Origin of the sequence: Blautia sp. MB18-30, from assembly GCF_023669475.1 — a bacterium.
Classification (GTDB): domain Bacteria; phylum Bacillota; class Clostridia; order Lachnospirales; family Lachnospiraceae; genus Blautia_A; species Blautia_A fusiformis.
In genome coordinates this window covers 172,642-192,603 of the sequence record NZ_JAMOYY010000001.1, presented here as the reverse complement: position 1 = coordinate 192,603, position 19,962 = coordinate 172,642, and the positions used below count along the sequence as shown (strand labels likewise).

At 46.6% G+C, this 19,962-nt stretch carries 17 protein-coding genes; 14 read left to right on the top strand and 3 right to left on the bottom strand.

Annotated features, from left to right (window positions below; all coding sequences use genetic code 11):
* Both NCY57_RS00890 and NCY57_RS00885 read left to right on the top strand, forming a co-directional pair.
* On the top strand, positions 1-581 hold a 581-nt coding region (locus NCY57_RS00890), incomplete at its 5' end, for a hypothetical protein (RefSeq protein WP_250789359.1).
* Between the two features lie 20 nt (positions 582-601).
* Positions 602-1,507: a sugar phosphate nucleotidyltransferase gene (locus NCY57_RS00885; RefSeq protein ID WP_114002263.1), complete on the top strand. Its 906-nt coding sequence runs from the start codon at positions 602-604 to the stop codon at positions 1,505-1,507.
* Between the two features lie 67 nt (positions 1,508-1,574).
* Here NCY57_RS00885 and NCY57_RS00880 read toward each other — a convergent pair whose 3' ends face one another.
* A complete protein-coding gene (locus tag NCY57_RS00880; protein ID WP_242981976.1) occupies positions 1,575-2,144 on the bottom strand; it encodes an Rpn family recombination-promoting nuclease/putative transposase in 570 nt (189 codons plus the stop codon).
* Positions 2,081-2,509, bottom strand: a complete 429-nt coding sequence (locus NCY57_RS00875) for a hypothetical protein (protein WP_227589092.1) — start codon at positions 2,507-2,509, stop codon at positions 2,081-2,083. The genes NCY57_RS00880 and NCY57_RS00875 overlap by 64 nt, the downstream gene beginning before the upstream one ends.
* 196 nt (positions 2,510-2,705) lie before the next feature.
* Here NCY57_RS00875 and glf point away from each other — a divergent pair, with 196 nt between their 5' ends.
* From glf to NCY57_RS00860, 3 genes are all read left to right on the top strand, one after another.
* Positions 2,706-3,821 carry a UDP-galactopyranose mutase gene (gene glf, locus NCY57_RS00870; RefSeq protein WP_114002264.1) on the top strand — a complete coding sequence of 372 codons (1,116 nt, stop codon included), beginning with the start codon at positions 2,706-2,708 and terminating at the stop codon, positions 3,819-3,821.
* A 122-nt stretch (positions 3,822-3,943) separates the two neighbouring features.
* Positions 3,944-4,816 carry a hypothetical protein gene (locus tag NCY57_RS00865; protein WP_114002265.1) on the top strand — a complete coding sequence of 291 codons (873 nt, stop codon included), beginning with the start codon at positions 3,944-3,946 and terminating at the stop codon, positions 4,814-4,816.
* Positions 4,817-4,855: 39 nt separating this feature from the next.
* Positions 4,856-7,780 carry a C1 family peptidase gene (locus NCY57_RS00860; protein ID WP_129974809.1) on the top strand — a complete coding sequence of 975 codons (2,925 nt, stop codon included), beginning with the start codon at positions 4,856-4,858 and terminating at the stop codon, positions 7,778-7,780.
* A gap of 117 nt (positions 7,781-7,897) precedes the next feature.
* Here NCY57_RS00860 and NCY57_RS00855 read toward each other — a convergent pair whose 3' ends face one another.
* Positions 7,898-8,344: an RbsD/FucU family protein gene (locus NCY57_RS00855; protein WP_015527311.1), complete on the bottom strand. Its 447-nt coding sequence runs from the start codon at positions 8,342-8,344 to the stop codon at positions 7,898-7,900.
* Between the two features lie 347 nt (positions 8,345-8,691).
* Between NCY57_RS00855 and NCY57_RS00850 the strand changes: the two genes are divergently transcribed.
* The 9 genes from NCY57_RS00850 (at position 8,692) to NCY57_RS00810 (ending at position 19,806) form a co-directional block, all read left to right on the top strand.
* Positions 8,692-9,543, top strand: coding sequence for a class II fructose-bisphosphate aldolase (locus NCY57_RS00850; RefSeq protein ID WP_173739327.1), 852 nt, complete (start codon positions 8,692-8,694; stop codon positions 9,541-9,543).
* Between the two features lie 34 nt (positions 9,544-9,577).
* Positions 9,578-10,603 (top strand): LacI family DNA-binding transcriptional regulator, encoded by a 1,026-nt coding sequence (locus tag NCY57_RS00845; RefSeq protein WP_147602915.1) that lies wholly within the window; start codon positions 9,578-9,580, stop codon positions 10,601-10,603.
* Positions 10,603-12,120 (top strand): xylulokinase, encoded by a 1,518-nt coding sequence (gene xylB / locus NCY57_RS00840; RefSeq protein ID WP_092068595.1) that lies wholly within the window; start codon positions 10,603-10,605, stop codon positions 12,118-12,120. Before NCY57_RS00845 ends, xylB begins: the two co-directional genes overlap by 1 nt.
* Positions 12,121-12,122: 2 nt before the next feature.
* Positions 12,123-13,175, top strand: coding sequence for a galactitol-1-phosphate 5-dehydrogenase (locus NCY57_RS00835; protein WP_059086076.1), 1,053 nt, complete (start codon positions 12,123-12,125; stop codon positions 13,173-13,175).
* A gap of 1 nt (position 13,176) precedes the next feature.
* Positions 13,177-14,106, top strand: coding sequence for a 1-phosphofructokinase (pfkB, locus tag NCY57_RS00830; RefSeq protein ID WP_173739326.1), 930 nt, complete (start codon positions 13,177-13,179; stop codon positions 14,104-14,106).
* Positions 14,107-14,152: 46 nt separating this feature from the next.
* Positions 14,153-15,154 (top strand): aldo/keto reductase, encoded by a 1,002-nt coding sequence (locus NCY57_RS00825; protein ID WP_021652139.1) that lies wholly within the window; start codon positions 14,153-14,155, stop codon positions 15,152-15,154.
* A 247-nt stretch (positions 15,155-15,401) separates the two neighbouring features.
* Positions 15,402-17,018 (top strand): response regulator, encoded by a 1,617-nt coding sequence (locus tag NCY57_RS00820; protein WP_148444947.1) that lies wholly within the window; start codon positions 15,402-15,404, stop codon positions 17,016-17,018.
* A complete protein-coding gene (locus NCY57_RS00815; RefSeq protein ID WP_129974806.1) occupies positions 17,015-18,802 on the top strand; it encodes a cache domain-containing sensor histidine kinase in 1,788 nt (595 codons plus the stop codon). Before NCY57_RS00820 ends, NCY57_RS00815 begins: the two co-directional genes overlap by 4 nt.
* A complete protein-coding gene (locus NCY57_RS00810) occupies positions 18,799-19,806 on the top strand; it encodes a substrate-binding domain-containing protein (RefSeq protein WP_129974805.1) in 1,008 nt (335 codons plus the stop codon). The genes NCY57_RS00815 and NCY57_RS00810 overlap by 4 nt, the downstream gene beginning before the upstream one ends.
* Positions 19,807-19,962 lie beyond the last annotated feature (156 nt).

Sequence of the window (19,962 nt, the reverse complement as noted above, 5' to 3'; positions counted from 1 at the left end):
AAAGAATATTTTTTATTGTTATGGGAATTGTGTCGATTGTATTTGAAATAAATTCGTTATTTTTAGGAAAGCCATTGCAAAAGTATGTTATTCAAACATTCCGTCTGTGGACCTGGTTGTTTTATTTTATGTTAGGGGGAGAAATAATAAGGATTGTACAGTGGTTTAAAAAACGTATTAATATTATATTACATTTTGCGATAACGGTGGTAGTTACAATATTTGTTATTGAGTACCAAAATTATATAGGAACCAATGTAATTACAGAAGGAATAACCAAACTGCATGCAGAATATTTTTATGATAGTTTTCTTGAAATGCTTTGGACTGTGGTACTGTTTACGCTGCTGTTAAGAATTAATATTCACTATAAAATAAGAAATATTATATGTAATGGAGCTGGTTTGACATTAGGTGTGTATATTATTCATCCATTAATTCTTAAAAGCCTTGACTTTTTTATTAAGAATCCATCGTTAATTAGAGTGATTTTATATTGGATTACTACTGTAGTTTGTACAATGTTAATTACATGGCTTATAAATAAGACAAATTTAAATAAATATTTATTAAAAATATAAAGAAAATGGAGAAAAACAATATGCAAACAACATTACTTATCATGGCTGCTGGTATTGGTTCCCGTTTTGGCGGTGGTATCAAACAGCTGGAGCCGGTTGATGAACAGGGTCATATTATTATGGATTATTCGATTCATGATGCGATCGAAGCAGGTTTTAACAAGGTGGTTTTTATTATCCGAAAGGATATTGAAAATGAATTTAAGGATGTGATCGGGAATCGGATCGAGGCGGTTTGCAAGGCGCATTCAGTAACTGTGGACTATGCTTTCCAGGATATTAACGATATTCCGGGAGAACTTCCGGAAGGCCGTACAAAGCCGTGGGGAACTGGTCAGGCTGTGCTTGCAGCGAAAAATATAATAAAAACCCCGTTCATTGTGATCAATGCGGACGATTACTATGGCAAGGAGGGCTTTAAGGCTGTCCATGAGTATCTGGTGAATGGTGGCAAATCCTGCATGGCAGGATTTGTCTTGAAGAACACGCTGTCCGATAACGGTGGTGTGACCCGTGGTATCTGCAAGATGGATGAGGGAAATAACTTGACAGAGGTTGTGGAAACAAAGAACATTGTAAAGACAGCAACCGGAGCAGAAGCAGACGGTGTGGCTGTCGATGTGAATTCTCTGGTATCTATGAATATGTGGGGATTGACTCCTGATTTTCTGGATGTGCTGGAAGAGGGCTTCAAAGAGTTCTTCGAGAAAGAAGTACCGGGTAATCCTCAGAAAGCCGAGTATCTGATTCCAATCTTTATCGGTGAACTTCTGGCAGAGGATAAGATGTCTGTTAAGGTGCTGCGGACTAATGATACATGGTATGGCATGACCTATAAAGAGGATGTTGCGGTTGTAAAAGAGAGTTTTCGTGGTATGCTGGAGCGTGGTGTTTATAAAGAAGAACTGTTCTGTGATATAAAGTAATATTGGTATTGTAAAATAGCAAAATGCTCAGATCCCCCACAAAGGATCTGAGCATTTCCAATACAAGCTATTTCTTCTGTAATTTCAGTACGTCTTCAAGAGAAAGTCCTGAAAATCTGGAGATGTCTTCAGGGGAGAATCTTGGATCCTGAAGCATACGCTGTGCTGTCAGCATAGCTTGTTCCTGATGGCCTTCGGCACGCGCATCATCGCACATTTCCTGAACAGCCTGACACATATTAACCCTCCCTTCTGTTTCTGTGAAACGTAAGTTGATACCGGTTATGGAGTCGATGACCCGGGTTGCTTTGAGCTCGAGTGAGCGGAAGCCGGGAGTCTGTGAGGTAAGCTCCTGAAGCTTCCGTTTATCTTTGGAATATTTGATGAAGAGCATGACTTCTTTGAGATTGCTCTGGAGTTTGTCAAGTTCTTCATCTTTTATCTCGGCAGGTGAGAAGAGATTGATCCGGTAATCCGGGACCATGGAAAGAATTTCGGGGTCCTGGACAGAGAGCATTTCGTGGAGGCTCCTGGGAGCGTTCCAGGTGTCGGAACCGAAGTACACGACCGTGGTTATGACCGGGATGAGCCGGTCATCTTTGTAGAAGCCGGTGAGATATTCTCCGGATAAGGCCATTGCTTTGCTTCTCTGTGTGATTTGGCGGAATTTTCTACCTGCCCTGCGTATTCTAATGCATCATAGACCATGTTTTTGACCGGCATTGCGTAGTGTGTTTCCGATTGATTTTCAATCCCCAGGAGAAGATAAATCCTTGAATCATCGTGCATAACATTAAGAGATTTGAATTCGTCCCGGAATTTCTGGACGGGAACTTCTGAAGTGCCGGATCCGTAGGGGACAGCGAGAGCTGTGGTATCCAGTGGATGAAGAGTGTCAGGGTCTATGATGTTTTTTCCTTTGTACAGCATATGGTTGAACATATCCGCAAAAACGCGGTTGTCAGCCATGTAATCTTTGGTGATGGTATCCTTTGTACCCATAGGTTTCACCACCTTCGATCTGTTTATGTGATCAGAGTAGTTTATTATCTGATCCAGTTACAGGGTATCATACATTTTGGTGTTTGAGAAGCGGATATCTGATATTTTATCGGGATTTTACAGAGGCTTCTTGCCAGCTACCCTTTTCCGGTGTTAAAATAACAGCATCAATGAAAGAACAGGGAGAATGAAATCAATGTACGATTATCTTATCGTAGGTGCCGGTCTTTACGGTGCGGTTTTTGCACAGGAGGCGAAGCGTGCCGGGAAGTCAGTGCTTGTGATCGACAAGCGTCCGCATATTGCGGGAAATGTATATACAGAGAAGGTGGAAGGGATCAACGTGCATAAATACGGTGCGCATATTTTCCATACCAATAATAAGAAGGTCTGGGATTATATCACCCGGTTTGCCACCTTCAATCGTTTTACCAACAGTCCGGTTGCCAATTATCACGGGGAGCTGTACAGTCTTCCGTTTAATATGTATACCTTTAACAGGATGTGGGGCGTGGTGACTCCGGAGGAGGCTGCGGCAAAGATCGAGGAGCAGCGGCAGGCTGCAGGGATCATGGAACCTTCAAATCTGGAGGAACAGGCTATCAGCCTTGTAGGTACGGATATTTATGAGAAGCTGATCAAGGGCTATACAGAGAAGCAGTGGGGACGTCCATGTACGGAGCTTCCTGCTTTTATCATCAAGAGGCTTCCGGTGCGTCTGACCTTTGACAATAACTATTTCAATGCGTTGTACCAGGGAATCCCGGTGGGTGGTTATACGAAGATGGTTGCCAATCTGCTGGACGGTATCGAGGTACGGCTGAATGAGGATTATCTGGAGAAAAAAGAGCAGTACGATGCAATGGCGGAGAAGGTGATCTACACAGGTGCCATCGACGCGTATTTTGACTATAAGCTGGGAACTCTGGAGTATCGTTCCGTGCGTTTTGAGAACGAGACACTGGATAAACCTAATTTCCAGGGAAATGCAGCAGTGAATTATACGGATGTGGAGACTCCGTGGACCCGTATCATCGAGCATAAATGGTTTGAGTTCGGAAAGGATGAGGAGGGTAATGATCTTCCGAAAACGGTGATCAGCCGGGAATACAGTTCCGAGTGGAAGCCTGGAGATGAGCCGTATTATCCGGTCAATGATGAGAAGAACGGAGCGCTTTACGGACAGTATAGGGAGCTTGCAGAGAAGGAACCGAAGGTGATCTTCGGCGGCCGTCTTGGTGAATATAAATATTATGACATGGATGCGGTGATCGCTTCTGCGCTGGATATGTGTGAGCGGGAGCTTGCATAAAAAAGATACTGGATATAACTAATGATAAGATCCTCTTATATTTCGGAGCCAAGGCAAAAGAGAAATATAAGGGGATTTTATGCATAGAATGGCAGTGAGATTTTTTGAGGGAGGAAAGAGCAATGAAAAGGTGCAAAGGTGTGCTTCTGGCAGGAATGCTGGTGCTGAGTATGAGTGTTCCGGTGTATGCGGACAAGTCGGTTGTGGTGAAGGTGGAAGCTCCGGCGGATACCACAGATTATTATATGACTGTGGATTCCGGTGGAGTTGGTGTGGATATCTATCCGTCCACCGACGGAAAAGGTGAAAAGCTCAATGATAAGACGGTAAGGGATGGTACTGTCCTGCATATCGAAGGGGAGACAGAGAAGAATGGTGAGACCTGGGGATATACAGAGTATAATGGCAGATACGGTTATGTGCCGCTGGAGGAGCTGCGGCCCTCAAAGGATGCGGAGCTGGCGAAGGCCGGAATCGCAGGGAGCACGGAGAAAGAGACTTCTGCAGTGAATCAGGGAGACGCATCCGATACGCAGAATTCCGCAGCCGGCGAGACTCAGGGGAAAGTAGCAGGAACGGACAATACAGGCAGCTATCAGGCTCAGAATGGCGAAGGACAGGGAACGTCTGCAGGGACGGACAATACAGGCAACTCTCAGGCTCAGAATGGCGAAGGACAGGGAGCGTCTGCAGGGACGGCCAGCACAGATGAATCTCAGGCTCAGAGAGGTGAGGTTCAGGGGCCACCTGCAGGGACGTCCAGCACAGGTAGTTCTCAGGCTCAGAGCGGCGAGGTCCAGGGACCGCCTGCAGCGGATGGAACAACAGAAGGTGGGAAATCTGCGGATGAAGCTGTCACTAAGCCGGTCAATGGCACAGCTGCGACATCCTTTAAAGAAGAAAATTCCTGGTATAAAAGTCCGTTTATCTGGATCGGGATCGCAACAGTACTTGCAGTAATCGGAATTCTGGGTTATCATTTGAAGAAACGTTAACAGATAAACCAGATCAATATAAGAAAAGTGGAGAATTTTGTGAAGAGATTACAGCTTGTCAGGAAGAAATTACTGCCGCTTCTTCTGTGTGTGGCAGTTGCGGGCAGCCAGGTTCCGGTCATGGCAGCCGATGTGGAAGGCTTCAGTGATTCTGCGGAAGGCTTCAATGAAGAATGGTCAGAAGATACACAGACGCAGCCGGCGGAAGCAGAGGATACGACGGAGACCGCAGAAGGGAATACCACAGAGAACACCGGTATCCCGGATGAACAGACCGAGGATATTGCAGAGGCAGCCGACGGGGATACCGAGGATATAGCCTTGCAGAGCTCCGAGGAGGATACAGAGACTCCCGAAACATCAGAAGGATCGTCCTCTGATTCCCAGGAGGATACCTTTGGCGACGGTGAGGAGAGCTTCGGGGATGCCTCAGACAGTGGTGAGTCCGGCATCGAATATATCAAGGGCCGTCCGCTTACGGAGGAAGAGGAGCAGGAACAGCTGGCACCCTTTGATAATCTGACCTCTTATTCCACCGCCGTGGAGATCGGAAATGATGTGGATGAGGTACCGATGGGAAGAGCTGCGGCCTATCCGTCCTATTATAATGCAGCGGATCAGGGATATGTTACTTCCGTAAAGAATCAGGAGCCCTACGGTATGTGCTGGGCATTTGGAATGGCCTCTCTTCTGGAAACTTCGTTTCTGACCCAGGACCTTGGAACTTATGATCTGTCGGAAGAGCATCTGGCGTATTTTTTTGCAAACAGAAAGAATGACCCGCTTGGAAATACCTACGGGGATGTCAATAAGCATATGGGGACAGATGATAAAGGAAACGCAGATTATCATGAGGGCGGAAATGATCTTCTGGCTTCCATGTTTCTGAGCACCTGGTCCGGAATGACAACAGAAGGGGATGTGCCGCTGGCAACAGATTCCACGCATACACAGAAAACCGGTGTGACTCCGGCGGCATCCAAGGCGTACAATGCAGCTGCTTATCTGAAAAATGCCTATTTTTCCGATTATTCCGTAAATGCCATGAAGAAGCTTCTGGTTGCAAATAATTCGGTCACTGTGATGTATAATGCACAGAATGCCTATTACAATGCAAGTACAGCGGCCTATTCCTATCCTACCAGCACCAAGAACGTGAATCATGTAGTTACAGTGGTGGGTTGGGATGACAATTATTCTGCGAAGAATTTCCGGGCATCTTCCCAGGTAAAGGGAGATGGAGCCTGGATCGTCAAGAACAGCTGGGGTACAGGCTGGGGAAAATCCGGATATTTTTATATGTCCTATGAGGATAAGTCTGTCAGTGAGCTGGTTGCGGCTACGGCTGTCAATACACCGAAATATAGAAACAATTATTTTTATGACGGAACGTCGGGCCTTGGTTCTATCCGCATGTATGCAGGAGAACAGTTGTCCACGGTTTTTCGTGCCAGTGCAGGAAACGGAAAAGCGGAATCGCTTGGTGAGGTGACTCTTAGCTCCATGTCTGCCAATAATTCCTATACTGTGCAGGTATACACAAATCTGAAGGATGCCAGTGATCCTACCAGTGGAACACCGGCATATTCCACACCGGTTTCCTGCAGTCAGCCGATGGCTGGGGTTATGACTTTTCAAATCCCGGAGGTTCTGCTCAGCCAGAACAGTCTGTATTCTATTGTGGTGACAAATGCAGGAAGCACATATATAAAATACTGTGTGGAGGCAGAGGTCAGTTATGGCTGGTGCAGCTTTTCTCCGTCTATCGTATCCGATCAGAGCTTTCTGCGATATAACGCGGAGGATACCTGGATGGATGCAGTTGAATTTAATCCATCGGTAACTCCGAGGATCAAGGCGCATACCAGGACTCTGAGCAGTGCGGCCAGGATGCAGCTTTCTTCCTCTGAGATAAGTCTGTATTCCGGAGATCAGAAAACACTAAATGCTTCGGCTACCAGATCCGAGATGGATGCTTCCGGCATTGTCTGGGAAAGCTCAGATACCAGTGTGGCTGCTGTAAATGGAAGCGGCGTTGTTACTGCAAAAAATCCGGGAACAGCAACCATAACCTGCTACGGAAAAAATGCCAGGGGAATCCGGGCTACCTGTAAGGTTACGGTGAAGCTTCGTCAGACCACAGGTGTAAAACTGGTTTCCAAGGCATTTAACAGGATACGGATCTCCTGGAAAGCAGTTCCCGGCTGCAATCGTTATGCTATCTATCGCTGGGATGAAAGCGGAAATTCAAAAAAAATGGCAACCGTGGCAGCAGATGTAGTGACCTGGCAGGATACTGCAGTGAAAACAGGAAGCACTTATACGTATCGGATCCGGGCTTCTTATGTACGTTCCGGAAAGAAGACTGTTTATGGAGCCGTATCTTCGCCGTTCTCAGCAAAAGCGGAGCTGGGGAAGGCCCGTGCAGTGGCTGAAGCTGTCAGCGGACCATGTAACAGGGTATCCTGGAAGAAGGTTTCCGGAGCCAGTGGATATTATATCTACCGGAAGCTCCAGGGGAAAAGCTGGGTTCGGATTGGAACCGTTAACAACAAAGTATTGTCTTGGCAGGACACGAAGATTGAGGGAATCACCTCCTACGCTTATGCTGTGAGGCCATATAAGAATGTAGACGGGAAAAAAGTTTTAGGAGGATATCAGGCAAGCAGCTATATCCTGTCCTATCCGGAACTTCAGAAGATATCCAGTGTTAGGAAGACCTCCAGGGGGCTGAAGATCTGCTGGAAAGCGCAGAAGAAAGCAGATTGCTATCAGATCTACCGTAAGACCGGAAAGGGGTCATGGAAAAAGATCAGTACAGTTTCCGGAGGCAGCCGCTCCTCCTTTGAGGATAAGACCGCAAAGAAGGGAACAACGTATTACTATGCGGTGCGTGCAGGGATAAAAACCTCGGGTGGAAAAGTACTCTGCGGAGGATACGCCGCAAAAGCAGCAAAGAGATAAAAGTGTTAAAATATAAAACGCCCGGATTTGGAATGTTTCAATCCAGATCCGGGCGTTTTATGTTTTGGTTGAATATGTGTATTATATATGATTATATCAGGCAGTTCAAAAGAAAGATCAGTCGTTGTTGATCACAACGCCTTTCTGAAGCATGATGTTGGCATAAAGTGCTTTCTCACTTGTGGAGATGATGCAGTATGCAGTTTTTGCTTCGTCATAGAATGCGAAACGCTCGATGTTTCCGACGGCTTTTTCGCCACGCTCGTCATGCTTGGAAACGATTTCCTTATATGTATCCCAGATCGGTGTCTCCACATTATCGCCAGGCATTACTTCCATCAGGTTTACCGGATGCTCTACATAAGTATCCAGCGGGAAGAGCTTCAGGATGGCATCCAGGATCTCCGGAACGCCATGTCCGTCACAGCGGATGGTGATGGCATTTTTTCCCATGGATTCTACAGGGAAGTTTCCGTCAGCGATAACAAGACGGTCACTGTGTCCCATCTCACATAAAACCTTCAGTAATTCTGGTGATAAGATTTCTGGAATTCCTTTTAACATAGTTTATATCCTCCTAAGATCATTGTGTACTTACAGCATTTCGGAAATTATAGCATCAGGCTCAGATAATCAGAACAGGATACATGGATTTCCGAAACTGTTATGACGCCGGTAGTATCAGACAGACCTGCCCGGCCACAGGCTTTAGAACTCTTATTAATTAATCTAACGGTATTTGGTCTTCTTTTCAAGGGAATATTTTCCTGTAAATGATGAAAATTTTATGGTTGACAGAAAACGTATGGAGCGCTATGATGAACTCAAACGGAAACGTTTCGGTTTCTGGACCAAATGAGAAAATAATACAAAACAAACACAATGATTATGATTCCAAGGAGGAGAAGATTATGCCACTGGTTACATCGAAGGAAATGCTGTTAAAGGCACAGAAGGGCGGATATGCAGTAGGAGCATTCAACGCAGAGAATATGGAGATGGTGAAGGCGATCATCCAGGCAGCTGAGGAGCTGAAAGCACCGGTTATGATCCAGACAACACCTTCTACTGTTAAATATGGTACGGTTGAGACTTACGCTGCGATCGTAGCAGCAGAGGCAGCCAAGGCTTCCGTTCCGGTATGCCTTCATCTTGACCATGGCAGCAGCTTTGAGCTTGCGATGCAGGCAATGCATGCAGGCTATACCTCTGTGATGATCGATGGTTCCAAGCTGGATTTTGAGGATAATATCAGAGAGACCAGGAGAGTTGCGGATGTGGCAGCAGCCCTGGATATCCCATGTGAGGCTGAGCTCGGTAAGGTCGGTGGTAAAGAGGATGATCTTGAGGCTGAGGCAGACACTAACACCGACCCGCAGGAGGCGAAGGAATTCGTGGAGCGTACAGGTGTTACTTCCCTGGCAGTTGCCATCGGAACCGCACATGGTTTCTATGTGGGAACACCGGTTCTTGACAAGGAACGCTTAAGCGAGATCCGTGAAATTGTAGATATCCCCCTTGTTCTTCACGGGGCATCCGGACTCAGTGATGAGGATGTCAGCGACTGTGTAAAACGTGGTATCTGCAAGGTTAACTTTGCAACAGAGCTTCGTGCTGCATATTCCAGGGCAGTGAAGGAGACCTTTGCAGAGAATGAGAACACCATCGATCCGAAGGCCTACGGAAAGAAAGCGATCCAGGCAGTGAAGGAGCTGGTTGAGGCGCGTATGAAGGTTTGCGGCTGTGATGGAAAGGCAGAATGATCTTCTGTAAAAAAACAGAAACGGAGTGATCAGTATGGCAGCAACCATGAAAGATATTGCCAGGCGGACCGGACTTGGGCTCGCAACGATTTCTTCTTATTTTAACGGCGGAAACGTAAGAGAAAAAAACAGAATAAAGATCGAGGAGGCCATTCAGGAGCTGCATTATGAGGTCAATGAGGTGGCCAGAGGGCTTAAGACTAATGCTACCAAGACCATCGGCGTGGTGATCCCGGAGCTTAACAATACCTTTTGCGCGGAGATCATCACAGGAATGGAGGATGTCTTAAGGAGTCACGGATATGCGACTATTGTCTGTGACTGCCGTACCGATAAGAGACTGGAGCGGGATGCAGTGGAGTTTTTAAGCCGGAAGCGTGTGGACGGGATCATCAGCATGCCGGTGGATGCGGAAGGCAATCATCTGAAAAAATTCCAGAAAACCGGAAAGCCCATCGTACTCATTGACCGCAGGATCCGGGAGCTTTCCTGTGACAGTGTTCTTGTAGACAACGAGAAGGCGGCTGAGGACGCAATGAGAGTTTTTTTTCAGGCAGGACACCGTAAGATCGGGATCATTGGCGGACCGGAGGAAATTTCCACAGCTCAGGAACGTCTCCAGGGGTACCGCAATGCATACGAAAAAGAAAATATACCGGTACGGGAATCTCTGATCTATCACGGCGATTATACCATTCAGGGCGGTGTGCAGGGAATTGAGAAGCTTGTTGCGGACAATCCGGATATGACGGCCGTGTTTGTTACCAACTATGAGATGACCATGGGGGCGGTGATCGGGATGAATGAGCTGGGTCTTAAGATCCCGGAACAGCTGTCTATGATCGGTTTTGACAATCTGCAGTTTGCCAGAGCATGCAATCCCAAGCTTACCATTGTGGCACAGCCTACACAGGGGATTGCCGGAGAAGTGGCGGGAATCATGCTGAAACGGCTGGAAGGGGCTGCAAGTGAAGAAACAGAACCGATCACGGAGAAGCTTGGCGCAGAGATCATCATGGGAAAATCCGTCTGTGTGCTGGACGAGAAGGAGAAGCTATAATGAAACCATATTTATTAGGTATTGATATCGGAACCAGTGCCTGTAAGGTTGCGGTTTTTGAAAAATCGGGAACGGTTGTGGCTGCGGCCAACGGCGATTATCCGGTTTACTATCCGAAGGAGGGCTGGGCAGAACAGAATCCGGAAGAATGGTGGAGTGCTGTTTGTCAGGCGGTAAAGAAGGCCATCCAAAAAGCGGGGATAGCACCTGAGGAGATCGCAGGCATAGGTATTGACGGTCAGAGCTGGTCAGCCATTGCCATGGATAAGGACGGAAATGTACTGACAAACACTCCGATCTGGATGGATACCAGAGCACAGTCTATCTGTGACAGATTGAATGAAGAGATCGGGGCAGAGCAGATTTTTGAAGTATCCGGTAATTCCCTTCAGCCGTCCTACACAACTGCAAAGATCCTCTGGTATAAAGAAAATCTCCCGGAGGTGTACCAAAGGATCCACAAGATCCTGCAGTCTAACAGCTACATTGCATATAAGCTGACGGGTGTGATGAGCCAGGATGTTTCCCAGGGCTATGGCCTGCATTGCTTTGACATGAGAAAGGCAGCCTGGGATGAGGATATGTGCAGAAAGCTTGGGATTCCCATGGAATTTCTTCCTGAGATCTGTGCCTGTGATCATGTTGTGGGAACAGTTACAGAGAAGGCGGCGGAGGAATCCGGCCTTGCTGTGGGAACACCGGTTGTTGCCGGTGGTCTGGATGCGGCATGCGGAACACTGGGGGCTGGAGTGATCCATCCGGGTGAGACACAGGAGCAGGGAGGACAGGCCGGCGGAATGAGCATCTGCATGGATGAGTACAAGGCAGATCCCAGACTGATCCTTGGCTATCACGTAGTTCCGGGACAGTGGCTCCTTCAGGGAGGAACCACCGGAGGTGGTGGTGTCATGCGCTGGTTTGAACGTGAGTTTGCAGATTATGAGCGCTCTGTAGCAGGGGAAAAAGGCTCTTCTCTGAATCAGCTCAATGAGATCGCGGAAAGGGTCGCACCAGGCAGTGACGGAGTGGTATTTCTTCCATATATGTCCGGTGAGCGTTCCCCGATCTGGAATCCTAATGCGAAGGGCGTATTCTACGGACTGGATTTTGCCAAGACCAAGGGACATATGGTACGTGCCTGTATGGAAGGCGTAGCACTTTCTCTGAAACACAACCTTGAGGTGGCAAAGGAAGCAGGAGCAGATGTGGAAGTTCTCCGTGCAATGGGAGGCTCTGCAAATTCTCTTCTCTGGACACAGATCAAATCCGATATCACAGGAAAACCTATCGTAGTGCCGTCCTCTGATACGGCAACAACACTTGGTGCAGCGATTCTGGCAGGTGTTGGTGTTGGAATGTATCAGGATTATGATGAGGCCATCCGTCTTACGGTAAAGGAAACAAGAAGACATGAACCGAACCCGGAAAACCGGGACGTTTATGAGAAAACCTATAAAACCTATTTAAATCTCTATAAATCTCTTGAACCTATGATGAGAAATGAGGAGGAAAAGTGATCATGAAAGCAGCAGTAGTAGTAGCAAATGAGGATGTTCAATATCAGGAAGTGGAAGAACCTCAGGTAACACCGGGCCATGTGAAGATCAAGGTAAGATATTCCGGGATCTGCGGATCTGATATCCCGCGTGTATTAAATCACGGCGTACATTTTTATCCCATCGTGCTTGGACATGAATTTTCCGGCGATGTGGTGGAAGTGGGAGAAGGCGTTACCAAGGTGAAGGTCGGAGACCGTGTATCCGGTGCACCACTTCTTCCCTGTATGAAATGTGACGACTGTCAGAAGGGTAATTTCTCTCTCTGCAAGCATTACAGCTTCATCGGTTCCAGAGAGCAGGGAGCAAACGCAGATTATGTAGTGGTTCCTGAGCAGAATGCAGTACCATTCGCAGACAATGTTCCATATGAGCAGGGAGCCATGTTTGAGCCTGCAACCGTAGCTATCCACGGTGTATTCCAGAACGATTACCACGGCGGTGAGTATGTGGCAATCCTTGGCGGCGGTACAGTTGGTATGTTCACCATGCAGTGGACAAAGATCTTCGGCTCCAAGAAGGTAGTGGTCTTTGATATCAGCGATGAGAGACTTGCTCTTGCAAAGCGTCTCGGCGCAGATGAAGTGATCAACACAAAGGAAGAGGGATATATGGAAAAAGCCATGGCCATTACAGGTGGAAAGGGCTACGGCTTCGTATTTGAGACAGCCGGACAGGTTCCTACCATGCATATGGCATTTGAGCTTGCAGCAAACAAGGCACATGTATGCTTCATTGGTACTCCTCATGAAAACCTTACCTTTACACCGAAGGAGTGGGAGAACATGAACCGTAAGGAGTTCAAGCTTACCGGTTCCTGGATGTCCTACAGTGCCCCGTATCCGGGACGTGAGTGGGAGCTGACGGCGCATTATTTTGCAACCGGCCAGCTGAAGTTTGACCCGGGCTTCATCTATAAGAAAATCCCGATGAGCCAGGCACAGGAGGCCTTCCAGCTGTTCAAGACACCGGGCCTTGTAAAAGGAAAGATCCTTCTTTCCAATGAGGAAGACTGATATGATCCTGACAGTAACCTTAAACGCTGCCATTGACAAGCGTTATGTAGTGGATGATTTTAAAGTGGGCGAAGTGAACCGTGTGCGTGAATGTACCTACGTTCCCGGCGGAAAGGGACTGAATGTTTCCAAGCCGGCGTCCATTTACGGTGCTGAAGTGGTTGCCACCGGCTTTGTAGGCGGCCACGCAGGCAATTATATAGAAGCTGCCCTGAAACCCTTTGGCATTAAGAGTGCTTTTTACCATGTAGAGGCGGAGAGCCGCTCCTGTATCAACATCTGGGATGAGGTGAATCATGTACAGACCGAATTCCTGGAGCCGGGATTTACACTGACAGAGGCAGATTTTGAGGGCTTTGAGAAAAAATTCCGCCAGCTTGTAAAAGACGCTTCTGTTGTGGCGATGTCCGGCAGCGTGCCGAAGGGACTTGACGGAAGTGCCTACCAGCGCCTTGTGAAAATTGTGAAAGACGCCGGAAAACCGGTGATCCTGGATACCAGCGGCAAGCTTCTGGAAGAGGGGATCAAGGCAGCACCGACACTGATCAAGCCTAACATTGATGAGATCCGTATGCTGACAGGCAAGCATTGTGACGATATCAACGATGTCATTGAAGCAGCGAAAGCCATCCATGCCGGTGGTGTGGAGATCGTGGCGGTCTCGCTTGGAGCAGATGGTTCCTTGGCAGTCGGAGAGGAAGGGATTTTCCGTGCGGTGGTTCCGAAGATCGATGCGGTAAATACCGTAGGCTGCGGAGATTCCATGATCGCAGGCTTTGCCCTTGGATTAAGTGAGGGACTTTCCCTGGAAGAGACTCTGCAAAGAGCCAGTGCGATCTCAGCGGCGGCAGCCATGCGCGAGGAAACGGGATTCTTTGTGATGGAGGATATGGAGGCTCTTCTTCCGAAGATCGAGATCAGGCGTTTATAAGATAAGCTTATAATAAAAAAATTTTTATAAAAAAGGAGATGTAAAGATGGCAGAAGTTATCAATCCGGCAATTGTGCCGAAAGTGACACTTCCTTCCGGCGAGCAGGTCCCGTGTGTCGGAATGGGAACATTCGGTTCCGACCGTGTATCCGCAGAGGATGTATCTGCAGCTGTTGCAGGCGCGATCCGCAGTGGCTACCGTATGTTTGACTGTGCCGCATGCTACGGAAACGAGCATGAGATCGGCCAGGTATTTAAGGACGCTTTTGACGAAGGTGTTGTAGAGCGTAAGGATCTTTTTATCATGACAAAGGTATGGAACGACATGCACAGAAGAGTAGAGGAAGCCTGTGATAAGAGCATTAAGGATCTTCAGTGCGATTATGTGGATATGTATTTCATCCACTGGCCATTCCCGAACTATCATGCACCGGGATGTGATGTAGATTCCAGAAATCCGGATTCCAAACCCTTCAGTGTGGAGGAGTTTATGGATACATACCGCCAGTGTGAGGCGTTGGTAGAAAAAGGAAAGATCCGTTACATCGGTATTTCCAATATGACCATTCCGAAGCTTGAGGCAGTTCTTCCGCTTATGAAGATCAAACCTGCAACCTGTGAGCTTGAGCTTCATGTATGCTTCCAGCAGCAGGAGCTTTATGATTATCTGGTAGAGCATAACATCCAGCCGGTAGGCTATATGCCGATCGGTTCTCCACGCAGACCGGAGAGAGATATCTGCCCGGAGGATGTTGCAGATCTGGAGGTTCCGGAGATGCAGGCGATCGCAAAAGCACATGGGGTTCACCCGGCTCTGATCGCTCTGAAGTGGGCACATCAGAGAGGCGAGATCTCCATTCCGTTCTCTGTCCACAACTATGCAAGCAACCTGAAATGTGTCACAGAGGATCCACTTACAGATGAGGAAATGGCAACCATCGCAACTCTGGAAAAAGGCAACCGTCTTGTAAAAGGCCAGGTATTCCTGTGGCATGGTGCAAATGACTGGCATGACCTCTGGGACGAGGATGGCGTTATCGTAAAATAATAAAAATATGCAGGAAAATCCCGTGTTCCATATGTTGGATGCGGGATTTCTTTGTATTTAATTTGGACTAAGAAACTCCGTTGTAAATTTTAACCAAACATGTTAACATATAAAAAGAATTAACAGTTATTGTTCACAGAAAGGACAGTAATCTTACCAATGAAAATGACAGAGACGGGGGAAGGATCTGTCAGGGGGATGTGCAATAAAAACAACAGAAACTGATCAGAGGGGGACAACAGAAATTATGTATCGTATTTTACTGGTAGATGATGAGATACTTGTTCGAGATGCGATCCGGGAGAATATTGACTGGAAAGCAATGGACTGTGAGCTGGTAGGAGACTGTGATAACGGGAAAGCAGCAGCGGAATTTGTACAGAACCATCCGGTGGATATCGTGCTTACAGATATCCTTATGCCATATATGGATGGTATGGAACTGAGCCGTTTTCTCCATGATAATTATCCGGACATCGTGATCGTGATCTTCAGCGGATTCGGAGAATTCGAGTATGCCAAGAAGGCGATCCAGTATGGTGTCAGTGAATATATGCTGAAGCCGGTGACCGCCATGGAACTCAGAAATGTTATCGGAAAAATGAAGGAGAAGGTGGACCAGCAAAGAAAAGAAAAAGAGAAGCTGGAACGTCTGACACAGACTTCCGAGAATTATCAGAAAAACGCCATTGTGATCCGTTCCAGAGCGCTGCAGGGCTTTGTGGATAATATCAAGACACGGCAGGAAAGTCTGGAAGAGCTTGCAGCACTGGGAATCGATCTTGAGGCAGCATGTTATCGTGTGGCTGTTTTTGATCTGGATCTGTATTCGGACGGCAGTCAGCTTACTGCGGAGAAACGCCAGGAGAGTGCACTGATGTCTTTTGTCCTTTTTAATATCAGTGATGAGATCATCAGCAAAGAAAAAGCAGGAGTGGCATATCAGGCCGGAAATAACAAGGTCGGTGCTCTTTTCATGGGAAACCGTACCAGAGAGTTTGAACACAAGATCATGGAGATCTGCAGGACGATCCAGGATAAGCTGAAGGAACTGATGTCGCTGGATATTTCTATCGGTGTGGGAAGCTGGGCCAGAACCCAGCAGGAGCTTCGTGCATCCCATGAACTTGCAGAGAAAGCTATTGAATATCGTTATCTTCTTGGAGGAAGCCTTCTTATTGATATGGAAGAACAGCCGGAGGAAAAAAATCTTTCCATTAAAGCTTATGTAGAGAAGCTGGCAGCCGCTCTGAAAGCGGGTAAAAAGGAAAACGCAGAGCATATTCTGGAACAGATCTCTTCTGAGATCAAGGAAGCGCGGGTGGATAAGAGTCGTGCCTGCGTGTATCTTCAGCAGATCATCCGTGCAGCAGATGAGACCTGTGAGGATATGGTTCCGGACAACAGGCTTTTTTCCAAAAGAGAAGCACTTTTGCAGCAGGTTACGGAGCAGAATTCTTTTGACAGTGCTGTTGAACTGGTCAGGAATCATATCGGAGAGATTTTCCAGACACTTTCCGATGCAAACAGCTCCAGCGGACAGCGTCAGGCCAGACTTGCCCTGGATTATATCCAGAAGAATTATATGGATCCGGATTTAAGCCTGAACAGTATCTGTTCCTATCTGAATATCAGTACAAGCTATTTCAGTACGATCTTTAAGGATCTTACGGGAGAGACTTTTACAGAGGTTCTGATCCGTACCCGTATGGAGAAGGCGAAGGAACTTCTGGAGAATACAACTATGAAGAATTATGAAATTGCCGAGAAAGTCGGATTTGCAGATCCCCATTATTTTGGGATCTCCTTCAAAAAAATGACCGGCTGCACACCAACAGAATATGCAAGGGAGAAACGTAAATGAGAGATATCCGGTTTGCGGCAAAGATCATAGGAAAATTTAAGAGTATCCAGAGTGCGATCTTTGCGGTAGTGACGGTGCTGCTTTTAAGTGCGGTGCTGGTCATAACAGGTGTTTCCATGAGATATACCCGCAATTCTATTTTTGAAAATTCTGCTGTCTACACCCAGAATATCGTGCAGCAGATGAATCAGAATATTGATTCCTATATTGATTACATGGAAAATATAGCCTATATGATCTCCAGTAACGAGGATGTACAGCAATATCTTTTTGGTGAAAATGTGGACAATGGAACAAGAGAGCGTCTGATCAATCAGTTCAAGACTATTCTGGATGGACGAAGTGATATCCGAAATCTTGGGATCATTGGAAGTAATGGACGGAAGCTGATCAACGACGGCAAACAGTCTGTGAATCCGGATCTGAAGCTTTCCACCCAGGAGTGGTATCTGGAAGCTTTACAGAAGCCGGAAGGCCCGCTTCTTACATCTTCTCATGTACAGCACATCATCAGCGGAGAGCGTCCGTGGGTGATCACTTTAAGCAGGGGAATCCGTAATTTTTCCAACAGCGGTGAGAAAGAGGGAGTCTTTTTTATTGATCTGAATTACAGTGCCATCAGTGAACTTTGTGATCAGAATACGATCGGGAAAAGGGGATACGCATTCATTCTGGATGAAAGCGGAAATATTGTATACCATCCACAACAGCAGCAGCTTTACAATGAATTGCAGACTGAGAATATCGACCTGATCGTGAAATCAAAAGAAGATACGGTGCGTACCGAAAAGGGAAACAGAGGAAAGCTATATTCCATTTCCAGATCAAATAAAACCGGATGGACCGTTGTGGGCTGTATGAGCGTCAGCGAGCTTCTGCGCAAAAGCAATCAGGCACAGAGTATTTATGTGCTTATTTCCGCACTTCTGATGATCGTGGCACTGCTTTTTTCCAGATTTCTGGCAAAGAGTCTTACATATCCTCTTCAGCGTCTCAGAGATTCCATGTCCAGAGTACAGGAAGGGCATTTTGACGGAGCAGATGTGGAGATCGATTCAGAGAATGAGATCGGAAGCCTGACGAAATCTTTCAATGTGATGACACATAGGATACAGGATCTTATGGAGCAGAACGTGAAGGAACAGGAAGCAAAGAGAAAAAGTGAGCTTAAGGCCCTTCAGTCCCAGATCAATCCTCATTTTCTCTACAATACCCTGGATTCGATCATCTGGATGGCAGAGGGCAGAAAGTACGAAGAGGTTGTTCTGATGACAGCATCCCTGGCGCGTCTTCTTCGTCAGAGCATCAGTAATGAAGATGAAGTGGTTCCTCTTGCAAGGGAAGTGGAGTATGCCAAGGGTTATCTTACGATCCAGAAGATGCGTTACAAGGACAAGCTGGAATTCGAGATCGATGTAGAACCTTCTATATTAAATATCCCTCTGATCAAGCTGGTTCTCCAGCCGATCATTGAAAATGCCATCTATCATGGACTGAAATATAAAGAGAGTAAGGGACTTTTGCAGGTAAAAGGCTTTATGAAGGACGGAAATGCAGTTCTTCAGGTGATCGACAATGGTGTAGGTATGGATGAGGAAACATTGTCACATATTTATGATAAGCATAAGGTGAATTATCATTCCAATGGTGTGGGTGTTTACAATGTACAGAAACGTCTGAAGCTTTATTATGGAGAAAATTACGGGATCACCTATGAAAGTGAAAAAGGTGTCGGAACCACTGCCACGATTACCATTCCGGGAATACAGGAGGAATCAATATGAAAAAACATAGAAAACTCCTGACTTTAGGAGTGGTCATCTGCCTTGTGGCGGGGCTTGTAGCCGGAATAGTCTATTATAAACAGGCAGAAGAAGAGAGAAAATTATCGCTGATCTATATTCCGAAGGTTGTGGACGGTACCAACGATTTCTGGACATCACTGATCCAGGGGGCGGAGATGGCTGCAAAGGAATATAATGCAGATATCCGCGTATGGGCACCTGAGGAAGAGAATGATGTGGATGGGCAGAACAAGCTGATCGAAAGGGCAACAGAAGAAAAACCGGACGCGATCCTGATCTCGCCGTCCAGCTTCACTGAATCCGACCAGCTTTTGAAGAAGGCAAAGGAACAGGGAATACATATCGCATTTATTGATTCCTACACACAGGAAGAGGTCCAGGATCTTACCGTTGCGACCGATAATCTGGAAGCGGGACAGATCCTTGGCAGGTTTGCGAAGGAGCTTGTGGGAACGGATGATCAGATTGCGATCGTTTCACATGTAAAGGGTGTATCTACGGCAGTTGAAAGAGAAAAAGGTTTCCGGACAGGACTTGGCAGTCTGAAGGATAATATCGTAGATGTGGTATACTGTGATTCTCAGTATGACAAGTCCTATGAGCTTACAAAAGAGCTGATGAAAAAATATCCGGATCTCAAGATGATCGCGGGAATGAATGAATATTCCTCTGTAGGTGCTGCAAGAGCAGTAAAGGCAGCAAAAGCAGAGAATCGGATCAGGGTGGTGGGAGTAGACAGCTCACAGGAGGCCGTCCAGCTGATGGAACACGGAATCTTCCAGGGAATCGTTGTACAGAAGGCATTTAAAATGGGGTATGTGGGTGTTCGGGAAACTGTTAAGATGCTGCGTGGAGAAGACTATAAGAAGAATATTAATTCCGGGTGCCAGCTTGTGACTCCTGACAATATGTATACCAGTGAGATCGAAAAACTGCTTTTTCCGTTTAATACGTTAAAAACATATGGTGATCTTACACCGTAAATAGTCATAAATGTACAAAGAAAAGGGTTAAATATTTACCATACAGTAAATATTTAACCTTTTTTTGCAAGATATTCTATTACAATTATTGATTTTTGACGGTATTATAATAACCAAGAAAACACAAGATACGTGCAAAACGTGAGGAGGGTAAAA

Bases quoted from the DNA above. Each gene is read 5' to 3' on its own strand.
- NCY57_RS00885 (WP_114002263.1), top strand. From the start codon at position 602: ATGCAAACAACATTACTTATCATGGCTGCTGGTATTGGTTCCCGTTTT.
- NCY57_RS00880 (WP_242981976.1), bottom strand. From the start codon at position 2,144: ATGGCCTTATCCGGAGAATATCTCACCGGCTTCTACAAAGATGACCGG.
- NCY57_RS00875 (WP_227589092.1), bottom strand. From the start codon at position 2,509: ATGGGTACAAAGGATACCATCACCAAAGATTACATGGCTGACAACCGC.
- glf (WP_114002264.1), top strand. From the start codon at position 2,706: ATGTACGATTATCTTATCGTAGGTGCCGGTCTTTACGGTGCGGTTTTT.
- NCY57_RS00865 (WP_114002265.1), top strand. From the start codon at position 3,944: ATGAAAAGGTGCAAAGGTGTGCTTCTGGCAGGAATGCTGGTGCTGAGT.
- NCY57_RS00855 (WP_015527311.1), bottom strand. From the start codon at position 8,344: ATGTTAAAAGGAATTCCAGAAATCTTATCACCAGAATTACTGAAGGTT.
- NCY57_RS00850 (WP_173739327.1), top strand. From the start codon at position 8,692: ATGCCACTGGTTACATCGAAGGAAATGCTGTTAAAGGCACAGAAGGGC.
- NCY57_RS00845 (WP_147602915.1), top strand. From the start codon at position 9,578: ATGGCAGCAACCATGAAAGATATTGCCAGGCGGACCGGACTTGGGCTC.
- xylB (WP_092068595.1), top strand. From the start codon at position 10,603: ATGAAACCATATTTATTAGGTATTGATATCGGAACCAGTGCCTGTAAG.
- NCY57_RS00835 (WP_059086076.1), top strand. From the start codon at position 12,123: ATGAAAGCAGCAGTAGTAGTAGCAAATGAGGATGTTCAATATCAGGAA.
- pfkB (WP_173739326.1), top strand. From the start codon at position 13,177: ATGATCCTGACAGTAACCTTAAACGCTGCCATTGACAAGCGTTATGTA.
- NCY57_RS00825 (WP_021652139.1), top strand. From the start codon at position 14,153: ATGGCAGAAGTTATCAATCCGGCAATTGTGCCGAAAGTGACACTTCCT.
- NCY57_RS00820 (WP_148444947.1), top strand. From the start codon at position 15,402: ATGTATCGTATTTTACTGGTAGATGATGAGATACTTGTTCGAGATGCG.
- NCY57_RS00815 (WP_129974806.1), top strand. From the start codon at position 17,015: ATGAGAGATATCCGGTTTGCGGCAAAGATCATAGGAAAATTTAAGAGT.
- NCY57_RS00810 (WP_129974805.1), top strand. From the start codon at position 18,799: ATGAAAAAACATAGAAAACTCCTGACTTTAGGAGTGGTCATCTGCCTT.